This is a genomic window from Clostridium sp. HGF2 (assembly GCF_964240115.1).
GTDB classification, from domain to species: Bacteria; Bacillota_I; Bacilli_A; order Erysipelotrichales; family Erysipelotrichaceae; genus Clostridium_AQ; species Clostridium_AQ innocuum.
In genome coordinates, this window is record NZ_CAXSSO010000001.1 from 731,746 (window position 1) to 746,678 (window position 14,933).

Here is a 14,933-nt window from a genome sequence, read left to right on the forward strand (position 1 = left end):
CATAAGTTTCCACATTGACTTTCAAATCTTTGCCCTATACACTTATCATAAGGAAAGGGAGTCGGTAACAGTATGTTGGAAAAGGTATATGCCTATGTGGTGGAGGCTACAAAGCTTGAAATGAGCGATCAGGGGAACTCGCTGTATATCAGTGAACAGCTGCAGCTGAGCCGCAATATGGTTTCACAGTATCTCAATCAGCTGTTTGCCGAAGGACGCCTGCTTAAAATCAATACCAGGCCGGTCGTTTTTTATGACGGGGATACGATAGAGGATATGTATGGTGTTTCACTGCATCAGCGTGAATTCATTTCCCTTGAGGAATTTCAAAAAGCGCTGCAGCCGCATCAGCCGCAGGATTTTGAGAAGCTAATTGGCTATGATGAAAGTCTGGCTTCGCTGGTAAATCAGTGTAAGGCGACGATATCCTATCCGCCCTCCGGTCTTCCGCTTCTGCTGTATGGACCGACAGGAACCGGAAAAAGCTTTCTGGCGCAGCTTATGTATGAGTATGCAATAAATCAGGGACTGATAGCGGAGGATAGAAATTTTCTGATTGTAAACTGCAGTGAATATGCGAACAATCCGGAGCTGCTGACTGCCAACCTGTTTGGTCACAAAAAAGGGGCGTTTACCGGAGCTGACAGGGATAATCCCGGTTTGATCAAGCTGGCAGAGGGCGGTGTTCTGTTTTTGGATGAGGTGCATTGTCTGAAGGCGGAATGCCAGGAAAAGCTGTTTCTGTTTATGGATAAAGGCATCTATCATATGGTTGGCGATAATGAAAAATGGTATACATCCAGTGTCCGTCTGATATTTGCGACTACGGAGAAGCCGCAGGAGGTCCTTTTAAAAACACTGCTGCGAAGGATTCCAATGATTGTCACTGTCCCATCCCTTGCGGAGCGCGGCTCTCATGAGCGGCTGCAGCTGATTCATTCCATATTTCAGGATGAGGAAAAGCGTATTCATAAGTCGATTCATATATCATCGCTTGTATACCGTCTGCTGTTAAGCTGTGAATGCGAAGGGAACATCGGAGAATTAAAGAATGCGATACAGGCAAGCTGTGTAAATGCATTATTTGCATCTGATCAAAAAAGCAGTATTCTGGAAATCCGTGCGTTCAATCTTCCGGAGAAGCTGCGGGAAAGAAAGGATAGCGGGAAATCGGTGTCCAGAGAAAGTCAGCGTATGATTCCTGTTCATGAACTGAAAAGCTTTGTATTGAAGGAGCGCCCCATCATTCAGCTGTTGGAGCATATCCTTGCGGCATTTCAGGCCCCGCATGAGTTTCCTGTCTGTCTTGATGAAGCAGGGAAAGCGATGCATTCTTATCAGGAGGCCACGATGCTGCGAAGCAGTGCAGCATTATCGGGAAATGAGTATGTTCAGGGGATTGTTTCGAATATCTTCGATATGCTGTCTCTGCGCTATGGCTTCAAGTATGTGAACAATGACCTGATCGCCATTACGGCATGTATTGCGGATTGTATGCAGAATACACTGGAGCTTGGCAACTGGCAGGAGGCGAATCGCAAGCAGATGGCAGCCCTGCAGAAATTTCTGAAGCAGAAGCTTGCCAGAGAATATGCGATTGCCGGGGAAATCCGTGAGCATCTTGAAAATAATCTGGATTTGAAATTTGAGGATATGATTTCGGTGATTTTGTGTCTGCACCTGAAGCTGCTGAATCGTATGCAGGATTTGAACAAGCGGATCGGTATCATCATCGCACATGGCTTTTCTACCGCCAGTTCTCTTGCGGATGCCGTGAACAAATTTCTGGGGCGTTATGTCTTTGATTCCATCGATATGCCGTTGCATGTCACGACACAGGAAATCATTGAGCGTCTGAACCGATATCTTAGCAAAATCGGTCGTTTTGAGGAACTGTTTCTATTGGTGGACATGGGCTCTTTGGAGGACCTGTATAAGGGAATAGAAAATCAGAATGCCAATATCGGTATTATGAACAATGTGACAACCAAGCTGGCACTTGAGGTTGGAAACGGTATGATTCAGGGAGCCGGCATGCAGGAGATATTTGATGCCGTGCAGACCTACAGTGCATATCATTATCATATCGTAGAGCATCGCAGAAAGGAGCAGGTGATTTTATGCTCCTGTGCCAGCGGGATCAATACGGCAGAGAAGCTGAAAACAATTCTGACGGATTCCCTGCCGCATAACTTTCCGATTCAGGTTTTGACCTATGATTATAATACTTTGCTGGAGAAGCAGATGCACGACGCCTTTTTCGACGCGTATGAGGTTATTTGCATAGTAGGCACGCTGAATCCCAATATTGAGGGAATCCGTTTCATTCCGATTGAGGACCTGATTATCAATGATACAATGGATGCATTGAACATCTATTTCCGGGACTATATGCGGGAGGAGGAGATGAAGACCTTCCAGCAAAACATACTGAAGAATTTTTCTTTATCAAATATTATGAACAATCTGACGATTCTCAATCCAAACAAGCTTCTGGAGCATGTTGCGGATGCGATTGACAAGCTGCAGCTGGAGCTGGGACTGCGCTTTACCAACAATACCTGCTTCGGACTGTATGTGCATATATGCTGTCTGATTGAACGCCTAGTGACAAGAAGAGAAATTGAGATTTTTACAGATATCGAGGATTTTGCACAGCAGGAAGCTGCCTTCATTCAGTGTGTAAAGCATGCATTCAGTGTCGTGGAGGAGTATTACGGTGTGGAGATTCCAGTCGAGGAAATCGGGTATATCTTCAATTATGTAGACCATAACGATGGTTAACAAAAAGCCTTTACATCGGGAGAAAATCCCTGTGTTAAAGGCTTTCATTTTATATATGGGATGATATTCGAAAGCCAGAGCGCATAGTAGCCTGATAATACAGGAAAGCATGACATAGAAAGTACTCTTTATACGACGGCTTTCGATTTATAAATAATGAAATGTAGAAGAAGCTGCTTATGTGCATATTTCACAGAAGCATAGACGGTACTCACATGCACGATCGGTATCGAGCGTTTACAGTATCCGGGGTGGAAAGTGTGTTCATGATGGAGTTTTTTTATTTAACAGCACTTCCCTGTTGGATTAGCGTCGATAAAAAGCGGGATAGCGTCGATACATATACATTTTGAAAAGAAACTCATGTGCTATAGCTCACAAAAAGAATCATATTGAGAGAGTTTATAGGGGAGATTGGAAAGAAAAATTGCAGAAAGCGGCAGCTATTTTGTTTTTTTATATGGAGCAGGCTAAGTTGGCACGCTTTTTGCTACGTAAGAAAGTGAAGGGAGATGAGAGATATGGCAAACATAATTCTGGCATCACATGGTGAGCTGGCAAAGGGTATGTTGCATTCCGCATCCATGATCATTGGTGATCTTACAAAGGGTGTGGAAGTGTTCTGCCTGTATCCGGGTCAGAATCCGCAGGATTATGCAGATCAGCTTCGTTTGAAGATAGAAAACAGCAGGGATGCATGGATCATACTGGCTGATATTCTGGGAGGCAGTGTTCATACGGCTTTATCGCAGCTGACAGCCTTTGGCGATGTAACGATTCTGTCGGGTATGAATTTGAACCTGGTGCTGAGTGTATTGCTGGGCGATCATGATGATGTCAGTGAGAAGCGTATGGCACATATTATGGATGAGGCTAAAACAGGAATCACCTGTAGAAAAAGCATAGATAAACAGGAAGAAGAAGATTTTTAGGAAAGGAAGGAGAGAGAGACATGAAAAAAGAATTTCTGGCTACGGGATAATTGTGAAGCTTTACAAGATAGTTGCCTAAATATCATTGTAAAGGATGTTAAACTTATTATTCTGTAATAACACATGTAGCAACATAAAAGAACTTTAAAAGGAGGACAAATAAAATGAATAAAAATTTTTTAGAAGCTTTTAATTGGAAAAAACCTATTATCGGAATGTTACATCTTAAAGGAAATACAGATGAAGAAGTATTTGAAATAGCTAAGCAGGAAATCGATACGTATTACAACAATGGTGCTGATGCGGTATTAGTCGAAAACTATTTTGGAACCTATCATCATATGATTCCAGTTTTAGAATATCTTCAGGAAAACTACAAAGATCACATTTATGGAGTTAATTGCTTATACCAGAACACTTTGACATTTGAATTAGCTATTAAATATGAAGCACACTTTGTGCAGATTGATGCTATTGCAGGTAATTTAATTGAGCGTGAAGACATCAGCTTTGCAGAATTCATCAAATTATATCGTTCAAGATATCCCGGATATATAATCGGCGGTGTTCGTTTTAAACATACACCATACTTATCCGGAAAAAGCCTGGAAGAAGATTTGAAAACTGCTATGACACGCTGTGATGCAATTGCGGTTTCACAGGATGAAACCGGTCAGGAAACCAGCATGAAAAAAATTCAGGAATTCAGAGATATTATCGGCGATTTCCCGTTAATCGTAGGTGCCGGCTTGACAGCTGAAAACTGTACCAAGCAATTTGCAGTAGCAGATGGCGGTATTGTTGGAAGCTGGGTCAAAGATACTCATATTGCGACAGGAACTGTCGATGAAAAGAATGTACAGAAATTGATTGCTGTAAGAGATGCTTTAGTAAAGGGAGAATAAGATATGATTGTATTAGTTCGTGTAGACCATAGATTATTACATGGACAGGTTGTGTTTACCTGGACAAAAAGTATCAGTACTGACTGCATTTTAATTGCCAGTGATGCTGTTGTTAAAGATGAATTAAGAATGACAGCTTTAAGATTGTCAAAGCCTAATGGCGTGAAATTGGTCATGAAAAGCATAGATGACTCTATCAAAGCATTAAATGCCGGAGTTACAGACAAATATAATCTAATGATACTTTGTGAAAACATTGAAGATGTATCCAGATTAGCTTTTGGTTATGACAAAATTACTTCAATCAATCTGGGCGGCATTAAAAATGAAGCAGGAAAACGTCAGATTTCCAAAGCACTTTCTGTCAATGATGAAGAGATTGAATTGCTGAAAAAACTGAATGATAAAGGTATTGAGTTGGAAGTTCGTATGGTTCCGGATGATTCAAAGCAAGATGTAATGACACTTATTTAATGAAAGGAAAGGGTAAGAAAAGATGGATTTATTAGTACAAACATTATTGATTACATTGGTAGCTGCTTTTGGCTTCGCTCATGATGGAGTGGGCAGTACCATGTGGAACAGGCCGATCGTTATGGCTCCGCTAGTTGGTTTGGTTTTGGGGGATATCAGAACTGGAATCATGACAGGAGCTACCTTGGAGCTTATCTGGTTGGGAGCATTCCCGGTAGGAGCAAGCTGTCCTCCGGAAATGGTATCAGGTGCTATTATTGGGACAAGCTTCGTTATTAACAGTGGTGGAGAACCAAGTGCTGCGGTTGCTTTAGCAGTGCCAGTTGCTACTTTGGTACTGATGATTAAAACTGGGCTCAGAGTGCTTATTACTTCCCCTGTATTCTGTGGTCATGCAGATAAATGTGCTGCTGCAGGAGATGCTCGCGGTGTTGAAAGAACAGAGACGATTGGATGGATTTTTGAAATTGTTTCCTTATCTGCAATTATAGCTGTTTCTTACTACTTAGGTGCTCCGTTAATTAAAGATATCGTGGCTGCTATTCCGCCATTCATAAATCATGGATTGGAGATTGCTACGGGCATTATTCCTGCAATCGGGTTCGCCATGTTAGTTAGAATGATTATCAGTAAAGATGTCGCTGCTTTCTTCTTTGGTGGCTTCCTGTTATCGGCATATCTGGAAATACCGGTATTCGGCGTAGCATTGATGGCATGTGTTATTGTAGGTGTTATTTTGACGATTAAACAAACAAATAATAATAAGATTTCAGAGGAGGTATTAAGTGATGAAAACGAATTCTAGTGATGTTAAAAAATTAGATCGAAAAGATTTGATGGGAGTTTTCTGGAGGTCTTGGAGACAGGATGCTGTCTGGAATTTTGAGCGACAGCAAAACTTAGGGTCTGCCTATACGATGTCAAGAGTTGTAGGGAAACTGTATGCGGATGATCCGGAAAAACGTGCCCGCGCATTACAGAGACATGTGGAATTTATGGCGATTACTCCACATTTATCAACATTATTATATGGAATTCTAACAGCCATGGAAGAAGAAAATGCAAATAACCCTGACTTTGATGAAACCTCGATCAGTGCTGTTCGAGCCTCCTTGATGGGTCCTATAGCAGGTATCGGTGATTCTTTGATCTGGGGAACCTTACGTATCATCGCTGCAGGTATTGCTATTTCTTTCTCTGCTAATGGCAGTATTCTGGGTCCATTATTATTCCTTCTAATCGTTAATATACCAACCATTCCTTTAAGATATATATGCTTGTTTAAAGGATATGAGTTAGGTACTAATTTCTTTAAACAGTTTTTGAATTCAGGTATCATGGATAATGTTACTTATATTGCTTCTGCTGTAGGTCTGATGGTTATCGGATGTATGACAGCTTCACTGGTAAGCTTTCAACTTCCAATAATGGTAGGTAGTGGTAAATTTGCACAGCCGCTTCAGACTTATCTTGATCAGATAATGCCAGGCTTATTACCTTTGGCAATGTTCGGTATCATGTACTTCTTATTGGGAAAGAAAATAAAAACAACGACAATTCTACTTAGTGTATTTGCATTAAGTATAGCATTAGCATTCTTTGGAATCGTATAGGCTGTATTTCATAAAATCAAGGCTAAATTATGACGAATATCTCCCTTGAATTTTAAAATCAGAAGCTATATTTATGGACGATATAAGAATCAAGGCTCATTCAGGACAAAAGACAAGCTGAATTATGCGTATGAATTGAATGAGCTCGCCGTTTAAATGCTTAACAGGAATTAAAAAAGTCTGTGGTACTTGCGGATGCAAGGTGAAACCATCAAAGCAGGGATATTAGTATTAAGGTGAAGAATTGTATATATGATATAATGGACCAGTAGCGGCATACACAGGTAGTAAACATAAAGAGTATCTATCTCAATATGAAACAAGCACTGGTCCATGAAAGAAAAAAGCTGTGAGCTACCTTGCATTATCTAGGGATATAACGGGTAACCATGTGACGCATGTATATCCCAGGGACAGCGGCAGAACTGTGAGCTTATCCCATTAAAATTGCATTTATGTAATCTATTCCTAATTCTGTACACATAAGTATCGGTTGTACAGAATTATATTTATGAGGAATGCGCAACAAAGTATATAAGCATATTCCAGAATTTACCTTAGCCTTCTTCTGTATATTTTCTCTACTCTATAATACAATATAGCAAGGAGAGTGAGATATGGAAGAAGAAATCAAGATTGATGATGCATGGCATATGCTCATGCACTATCCAAATGTTTGGCTTGGCGATTATCCGGAAGAACTATATCAGGCTTTTCTGGAAATCGGAAGAGAAGAGCTGGTTTTTCACAGCAAAAAACAGAAGACCATTGAGGAAATTACAGAGTTGATGATCAGAGTAAAGCCGGGACTTCGCATTTTGCGTGATGAGGTGGTCAGCGCAGGAAGAATGGGAGAGCATATTCTCCTGTATGATGAAATGTTCGTGTCCGTATTCCGATTAAACAAGGCAGCTTTGTAAGCTCTCTGTTTGATATTTATTTTATAAATGAACCGAAGGTGATGATGCTTTCGGTTTTTCATTTCCTATCGTTTGACTATGGGATAGAGTTGTGCTAGTATTGCTTACGTAAAATTCCAACGAATGAATGACTGTAACCATGAGCCGTGCCAATGCCATGATAGCAGTTGCTTCATTATGGGATTGTGAGAGGTGATGGAATGAATAAAATATATTCCGGCTTTCATCAGCTGCCGCACGGGAATGCATCCACAATGGTACAGGAAGGCTGCATTGTTCTGGAGGGCGGTGCATTTCGCGGACTGTATGGTGAGGGTGTGTTGGATGCTCTTATGCTGGAAAACATCAATCTGCGCTGTACGATCGGTGTATCCGCAGGAGCCATGAATGGATTGAATTATGTATCCGGTCAGATTGGCAGATCGATCCGCATGAATTTAAAATACCGCCATGACAAGCGGTATGTGGGAAGAAAAGCACTGCAAAACGGGGAAGGTCTGATTGGCTTTGCATTTGCCTTTCATCAGGCAGATCAGGAATACCCGTTTGATAAGAAACGTTTTTTTCAATTTGACCGCCGCTTTATCGCTGTTGCGACCAACTGTGAAACAGCAGAGCCGGCATATTTTGAAAAGGATCACTGCCGCGATATCTTTCAGGCGGTGCAGGCATCAGCCTCTATGCCGTTTATTTCCAAAATGGTATGGATGGAGGGCTATCCGTATCTGGACGGTGGCTGCAGTGATAAAATACCCTTTGACTGGGCTTTGCGGGAGGGCTATAAAAAAATTATCGTCGTGCGGACGCGACCGCTGTCCTATCGTAAGAAAACGGACAGTATCACCCGAAAGCTGCCATTGGGAAAGACGATCTACAGACCGTACCCGAAATTTATGAAAGCGCTGGAGGAAATGGATGCCAATTATAATCGGCAATGCGAGGCGCTGGAAATTCTGCAGGAGCAAAAACGTGTCTATGTCATCGCACCTTCACAGCCTGTTACAGTGGGAAGACTGGAGCCGGATTTGGAGAAGCTGGGCAGTCTGTACTGGATGGGGTATTATGACACCAGACGGCAGATTCAGGACATCCGCCGCTATTTGCAGCAGGATGGAAGTATTTGAATCCTGCATGAAAAAGACCTGTATTCAATAGGGAAAATGCTTTCCATATCGTTACTTTTCTGCAGGCTGCAGCTGATCATCAGCTTCCTGATTGGAGGAGTGTTTACAGCACTTATTATCAAGCTGCCGGATCATTTCTCTATTTACACGATTGCTATACTCCATGGATTCTTCAATGTGCTGATCCTTGGTTTTACCACGTATATGCAGACCCTGTAACAGAGTTTCTCTCTTTGATAAAAAACAAAAATCAGAGCCTTCATTGACAGCTCTGATTTTCTTCATATATTGTCTTTGAATACAGATTTTCTATCCGCATTGTAGAATTGAAAATACAGTTCCCTCATCCTAATCAATCATGTGCAGCTCCTTGAGGGTATGATAAATTCCCGGCTCATTGCTGGGACCGATGACCAGATCAGCATACGGCTTCAAGGCATCCTTTCCATTTCCCATAACAATGCCATACGCTGCCTCCTGTATCATTTCCATATCGTTCAAAGAATCACCGAACGCCATGTAGGAATCATGTGGAAAACCCCAGAAATCCATCAGCTCCCGAATCCCGGTCGCTTTATTGATGCCGCATTGCATGAAGTCTACGCAGGTGTCATTGGGATGCTGCAGCTCAATACCTTCAATATCATCAAACATACTCCAGTCAAAGCCTTTTTTCTCATATGCGCTGATGGCGACCAGAGGCTCCTCGTGCCAGTCCCGTACCTCGGGAACCTCGCAGTGAAATTCCGCAAAGGTTTGCCGGGCATACGGATTCAGCGGCTTCGTCATGAATTCATACGTTCCATGCGACTGAATACAGATATCATACTGCCTGCCAAGCTCAAATATACGTGCCGTCTGTTCTCTGGTAAAGGCATGCTCGCTGATCAGCTCCATACGTTCGTTGTAGACACTTACTCCGGCACCGCCGACATAGCCATCCCATGCAGTCATTTGTAAAACACCCAGCTGCTCTGCCATTTCCTTGGCACGGCCGCTGCACAAACAGACCTTATAGCCGTTTTCTCTTAGCTTTTTTACGGCTGTCAGTGTTTCCGGAAGCACCATACCGCTCACATGATCGAAAAATGTACCGTCGATATCAAAAAATACAGCGTTTATTTTCATAGCCTGTGCCTCCTGTTTTAGTGAATGAGTCCGTAAGCCTGCAGGGTGTCATGGATAGCAGGTGTATCGCTGCTGCCGCAGATATGGTCGGCATAAGCCTTTACGGCATCCATGGCATTCCCCATGGCAACACCAACGGCAGCCTCCTGCAGCATTTCACAGTCATTCATACTGTCACCAAACGCCATATATGCTTCATTTTCCAGCCCCCAGTAAGCCATCAGCTGTTTGATGCCGGTCGCCTTGCAGGTATCTTTTTTCAAAATATCCATGATGTAGTCACAGGACGGCTGCATTCTGATGTTCTCCACCGTTTGAAACATACGGAAGTCATAATCACGGTTTTCAAAAATGCTCAGCACATCCACGCGTTCATGATTCCAGCTTCGTATTTCCGGTACGCCCAAATGAAACAGATCCAGAACAAATTCTTTCTTGGCAGGCAGTGGTCTTGTCAGAAAGGTTTTCTCCCCATTCACATACAAGGGGAGCTCGTGCTTCTCTGCAATCGCAAACAGCTTTTTCAGCTGGTCTTCTGTAAATGCATTTTCCCAAATCAGCTCTCTGTTTTCATCATACACACTAATACCGCTCCCACCGATGAATCCATCCCAGCAGAATTCATCGAATACCGGTAATTCAGCTGCCAGCTGCAGGGGTCTTCCACTGCATAGGGCGACCTTGATGCCCTGTTCCTTCAGCTTTCGTACTGCTTCCTTTGTGGATGGCAGCACACGATTGGTCGTATGGTCGTAAAAGGTACCGTCAATGTCAAAAAATACTGCTTTTATGTTCATATAAATCCTCCCAGCTATTCAACCTTTATTGTAAGGGATTTTTTTATAATGTCTAGTAAATTCACGAGGGACAGTCTAGAATACGAAATCCATTAAGTCTTATGCAACAGTCACAATGTAAGGAAAACAGATTCGAATGTTTGCATACACAAAGCATTCATATAACATAGTTTACAACATGTCCTGCGATCATCATGTTTCCCCTCAAGCAAACCCCTCTTCTTTCAGAAATGTCGAGATTCCTGTTTGCAATCCTAACCTGTTTCTCCTATAATTAAACTGTACGGAGGATGATTATGGTAAAAGGACTCGTATTGTACGATTATGACGGAACGCTGGTAGATGAAAGAGATGAAATCTATGTTCCTACGCAGTTGACAAAAGCTGCGATCAGCCGTCTGCAGGATTTGGGATACCTGTGTGTGCTGGCAACCGGAAGAGCATTGAGCTATATTCCAAACGGAGCGAAGGATCTGCATCTGGATGGCTATGTGACAAGCAATGGTGCGCATGTAACTGTGCATGGTAAGGTAATCCACAACGATGTTTTTTCCGATGAGGAACTGCTGTCTCTGCTTCAGTATATGGATAGCTTATCTATCAATTATATACTGGAGGGAACGAAATTCTGTTATGTAAAGGATCTGAAAGAGTCGGAATATCTGCATTTTATGGATAATTTTAAGATACCGGAAGATAACTTCGTCAAATACCGCGGCTTTGAGGATGTCAGAGGCAGGATTGGAAAAATCACACTGACATTCCCAAATCGAAAACAGCTGGAAACAAGCGGCGCAGAGCTGGAAAAAACGTATCTGTGTTCCTATCACCGCAATTGCAATACCTTTGACATCGCAAAGAAGACGATACACAAGGGAGTAGGAGCCAGAGCGATCATCGATTATTTTCACATTCCCATGGACGCGACGATCGCGTTTGGAGATGGGGATAACGATGTAGAGCTGCTCGCTGGTGTGGTGCACGGTGTCGCGATGCGAAAGCATGATCCAAAACTGGACGCAGTGGCAAGCATGGTCACCGGAACCGTAAAAGAAGAGGGGATTTATAAGGCCCTGAAGAAATTGGAGGTAATTTAGTATGGCATTGGTAAGACTGCTCCCTGCATTTAAGGATTATTTGTGGGGCGGAACGAAATTAAAGGAAAACTACAACAAGAAAACCGATCTTGATATTGTGGCGGAGAGCTGGGAGTTATCCACACACAAGGACGGACAGAGTATTGTGGACAGTGGAGAGTACAAGGGACTGACACTGAGTGAGTATGTGGAAAAGCTGGGAAAGGATGCACTTGGCACCAAAGGAAACGCATTTGAATTTTTCCCGATTCTGATTAAATTTATCGATGCAAAAGGCAATCTGTCCATACAGGTTCACCCGGACAATGATTATGCGCTGCGTGTGGAAAAGGAATATGGAAAAACAGAGATGTGGTATATTCTGGATGCCGAAGAGGGTGCCAGTCTGTATTATGGAACGAATAAGGAAATCACAAAGGATGAATTCCGTGCGCGGATTGAGGACAACACCATTCTGGATGTTTTGAAAAAGGTACCGGTACACAAGGGAGATGTGTTCTTCATTGAAGCTGGAACCATTCATGCGATCGGGGAAGGAATCGTAATCTGTGAAATTCAGCAGAATTCCAATACGACCTACCGCGTGTATGACTTCGGACGCGTAGGTAAGGATGGAAAGCCGAGAGAGCTGCACATTGAGAAGGCCATTGATGTTTCCAATCTGACACCGCTGGAAAGTGATTTCAAGCCGATTGGTGAAGAGAAGGATTACGGTACCTACAAGTGTGCCATGATGGCCACCTGCGAATATTTCACAACCTATGTGTATGATGTGAAAACAGAGTGCAGTGTGAAGGTGGATGAGGAAAGCTTTGCGTCCTTTGTCATTGTGGATGGTGAGGGCAGTATCGAAAGTGATGATACCATGCTGAGCATCCGCAAGGGAGATTCTGTATTCGCCAGTGCAAATACAGGCAAGGTGACCATCAAGGGAAGCTGCCGCTTCATCCTTTCCAAGGTATAAGCAGTAATCCGTAAAACAGAAAAAATATCGTGGGAAATGGTAAGCAAGGCAGATTCTCTCAACACAGGCGTTGATTGCGTTTCTTCCTTCTCGACTCATTCCCAAAAAGGCAATGTGAAAAAAAGTACCTATAGAGAGGTCTGACTTTGGCGGTCAGGTTGAAGCTATAGGTGCTTTCTTTATAGATGAATACAAGGCGTTTTGCGTGATTATGGGAATGGAAGAAGCTGTAATATGAAGAAATAAAGTCCCTGGCATCATAGGGAATTGCTTCTTTTTTCTGTCGTTACCTATACACCGACTGAGTGCGGATGCTGCCCCGGTCTATTCTTTTCAGCGTCATATTTCTACGTGTGCCAGAGATTACCGGATGTCTGTTGCGGGCTGCAGACAAGAAAACCTGCAGATATTTTCATAATCGGTCAAACATTCCTGCAATAATTTGACTGAATGTGATTGACAATGGCGATTATAGAACGTATACTAATAACAAAGAGGAGGAATGACGATGCTTGCTGAAGAACGCTTTGCGGCAATTCTGTCCATTCTGCAAAAGCAGAGAACTGTCACGGTTCTGGAACTGACACAGGCACTGTCCATCAGTGAATCCACCATACGGCGGGATCTGGTGGCACTGCATAAGATGGGAAAACTGAAAAAGGTACATGGCGGTGCAACGCTGCTGCATAAGGAATACGGGTTATATGAAACTGAGGTGGCTGCGCGCAGTGAGGAGCATGTGGAAGAGAAAAAGCGAATTGCACGCTATGCCGCATCGCTGATTCAGGCGCATGACTTTGTGTATATCGATGCCGGGAGCACAACCCTGCACATGGTGGAATATCTGAAGGAAGAGGAAGCAATTTATGTGACAAACGGACTGGAGCATGGAAGACGGCTGGCTGCGCAGGGCTTTCGTACCTTCCTGCTGGCCGGTGAGCTGAAAAGCAAAACGGAAGCGGTGGTAGGTCTCGGCGCTGTTTCCTCCCTGCAGAAATACAATTTCAACAAGGCATTTTTCGGAACCAACGGTATAACGGTGGACAGCGGCTTTACAACACCGGATACCAATGAGGCGTATGTCAAGATGGAGGCGATGAAGCATGCGCAGAAGTGCTATGTGCTTGCGGATTCCGGTAAATTCGGAACCTGTACCTCTATCACGACGGCGGATATCAGTGATGCGACGATCATCACAGGCAAGGGTGTGGAGAAGGAATATCTGGAGGAAGCGGATATTATCGAGGTAGAAGAATGATCTATACAGTGACATTAAATCCTTCAATTGACTATGTGGTTGAAGTAAACGAGCTGACAGCCGGTGAAATTATGCGCACCAAGGCGGAGGATCTGATCTTCGGGGGAAAGGGAATCAATGTATCCAGTATGCTGGCACAGCTTGGGATGAAATCTTGTGCATTGGGCTTTATCGCAGGCTTTACAGGGGATGCACTGGAACAGGGGGTTGCGGCCATGGGCATTCAGCCGGATTTTCTGAAGGTGGAGCAGGGCTTTACGAGAATCAACGTAAAGGTGCATGCGCAGGAGGAAAGTGAAATCAACGGACAGGGACCGCAGATTCGCTATACGCATCTGGAGCAGCTTATAAAAAAGCTGGATCGATTGAAAAAGGATGATATTCTGGTGCTGTCCGGGAATGTACCCGGCAGTATTCCACAGGATATCTATGCGGATATCATGCAGCATCTGCAGGGGAGCGGCATCCGTGTATGTGTGGATGCAAGGCAGGAAGCACTGATGTCCACGCTTGTCTATCATCCGTTTCTGATCAAGCCCAATCATAAGGAGCTTGCGGAAATGTTTGAGGTAGAGCTTTCCAGCAGGGAGGATCTGCTTGTCTATGCGAAGGAGCTGCAGGCGATGGGTGCACGCAATGTGCTGGTATCCATGGCGGAGCAGGGAGCTTTACTGCTCACTGAAACACAGGAGGTTTATCATGCACCGGCCTGCAGGGGAAAGGTTGTTAATTCCGTCGGTGCCGGTGATTCCATGGTTGCGGGCTTTCTATACGGTTATTTGCGTGAGCAGTCCTATGCTGCGGCACTGCGTTATGGAACAGCATGTGGCAGTGCCAGTGCATTTTCCAAGGGAATTGCCGACAGGAAAACGGTGGAAGAGCTGCTGGTGCAGCTGAAGGAACGGGAAGCCTGCTAAGGGCAGAGGGATACAAGCCC

General features: G+C 43.7%; 15 protein-coding genes. 12 read left to right on the forward strand and 3 right to left on the reverse strand.

The window, feature by feature from the left end:
* Window positions 1–72: 72 nt before the first annotated feature.
* The 8 genes from ACESPQ_RS03505 (at window position 73) to ACESPQ_RS03540 (ending at window position 8,752) form a co-directional block, all read left to right on the forward strand.
* A complete protein-coding gene (locus ACESPQ_RS03505; protein ID WP_002607786.1) occupies window positions 73–2,784 on the forward strand; it encodes a sigma 54-interacting transcriptional regulator in 2,712 nt (903 codons plus the stop codon).
* A gap of 521 nt (window positions 2,785–3,305) precedes the next feature.
* A complete protein-coding gene (locus ACESPQ_RS03510; RefSeq protein ID WP_002607785.1) occupies window positions 3,306–3,716 on the forward strand; it encodes a PTS sugar transporter subunit IIA in 411 nt (136 codons plus the stop codon).
* A gap of 164 nt (window positions 3,717–3,880) precedes the next feature.
* A complete protein-coding gene (locus ACESPQ_RS03515) occupies window positions 3,881–4,621 on the forward strand; it encodes a BtpA/SgcQ family protein (protein ID WP_008818701.1) in 741 nt (246 codons plus the stop codon).
* Window positions 4,622–4,624: 3 nt separating this feature from the next.
* Window positions 4,625–5,095 (forward strand): PTS sugar transporter subunit IIB, encoded by a 471-nt coding sequence (locus tag ACESPQ_RS03520; protein ID WP_002607783.1) that lies wholly within the window; start codon window positions 4,625–4,627, stop codon window positions 5,093–5,095.
* Between the two features lie 22 nt (window positions 5,096–5,117).
* Window positions 5,118–5,900: a PTS mannose/fructose/sorbose/N-acetylgalactosamine transporter subunit IIC gene (locus ACESPQ_RS03525; RefSeq protein WP_002607782.1), complete on the forward strand. Its 783-nt coding sequence runs from the start codon at window positions 5,118–5,120 to the stop codon at window positions 5,898–5,900.
* Entirely contained in the window at window positions 5,884–6,708 is an 825-nt protein-coding gene (locus ACESPQ_RS03530) for a PTS system mannose/fructose/sorbose family transporter subunit IID (protein ID WP_002607781.1), read from the forward strand. The genes ACESPQ_RS03525 and ACESPQ_RS03530 overlap by 17 nt, the downstream gene beginning before the upstream one ends.
* A 617-nt stretch (window positions 6,709–7,325) precedes the next feature.
* Window positions 7,326–7,628: a hypothetical protein gene (locus tag ACESPQ_RS03535; RefSeq protein WP_002607780.1), complete on the forward strand. Its 303-nt coding sequence runs from the start codon at window positions 7,326–7,328 to the stop codon at window positions 7,626–7,628.
* 200 nt (window positions 7,629–7,828) lie between these two features.
* Entirely contained in the window at window positions 7,829–8,752 is a 924-nt protein-coding gene (locus tag ACESPQ_RS03540; protein WP_002607779.1) for a patatin-like phospholipase family protein, read from the forward strand.
* A 51-nt stretch (window positions 8,753–8,803) separates the two neighbouring features.
* On the opposite strand, the gene ACESPQ_RS03545 is transcribed toward ACESPQ_RS03540, so the two are convergent.
* From ACESPQ_RS03545 to ACESPQ_RS03555, 3 genes are all read right to left on the reverse strand, one after another.
* On the reverse strand, window positions 8,804–9,037 hold the full coding sequence (locus tag ACESPQ_RS03545) for a hypothetical protein (protein WP_002607778.1): 234 nt from the start codon (window positions 9,035–9,037) through the stop codon (window positions 8,804–8,806).
* A 63-nt stretch (window positions 9,038–9,100) separates the two neighbouring features.
* Window positions 9,101–9,880: an HAD family hydrolase gene (locus ACESPQ_RS03550; protein WP_002607777.1), complete on the reverse strand. Its 780-nt coding sequence runs from the start codon at window positions 9,878–9,880 to the stop codon at window positions 9,101–9,103.
* 17 nt (window positions 9,881–9,897) lie between these two features.
* On the reverse strand, window positions 9,898–10,677 hold the full coding sequence (locus tag ACESPQ_RS03555) for an HAD family hydrolase (RefSeq protein WP_002607776.1): 780 nt from the start codon (window positions 10,675–10,677) through the stop codon (window positions 9,898–9,900).
* A gap of 296 nt (window positions 10,678–10,973) precedes the next feature.
* Here ACESPQ_RS03555 and ACESPQ_RS03560 point away from each other — a divergent pair, with 296 nt between their 5' ends.
* From ACESPQ_RS03560 to pfkB, 4 genes are all read left to right on the forward strand, one after another.
* Window positions 10,974–11,774: a Cof-type HAD-IIB family hydrolase gene (locus ACESPQ_RS03560; RefSeq protein ID WP_008818706.1), complete on the forward strand. Its 801-nt coding sequence runs from the start codon at window positions 10,974–10,976 to the stop codon at window positions 11,772–11,774.
* Between the two features lies 1 nt (window position 11,775).
* Complete coding sequence (locus ACESPQ_RS03565; RefSeq protein ID WP_002607774.1) at window positions 11,776–12,738, forward strand: type I phosphomannose isomerase catalytic subunit; 963 nt, start codon at window positions 11,776–11,778, stop codon at window positions 12,736–12,738.
* 508 nt (window positions 12,739–13,246) lie between these two features.
* Complete coding sequence (locus ACESPQ_RS03570) at window positions 13,247–13,996, forward strand: DeoR/GlpR family DNA-binding transcription regulator (RefSeq protein WP_002607767.1); 750 nt, start codon at window positions 13,247–13,249, stop codon at window positions 13,994–13,996.
* The gene (gene pfkB / locus ACESPQ_RS03575; protein WP_002607766.1) at window positions 13,993–14,913 is read left to right on the forward strand and encodes a 1-phosphofructokinase; all 921 of its coding nucleotides are present in this window, start codon (window positions 13,993–13,995) and stop codon (window positions 14,911–14,913) included. Before ACESPQ_RS03570 ends, pfkB begins: the two co-directional genes overlap by 4 nt.
* The last annotated feature ends 20 nt before the right edge of the window (window positions 14,914–14,933 follow it).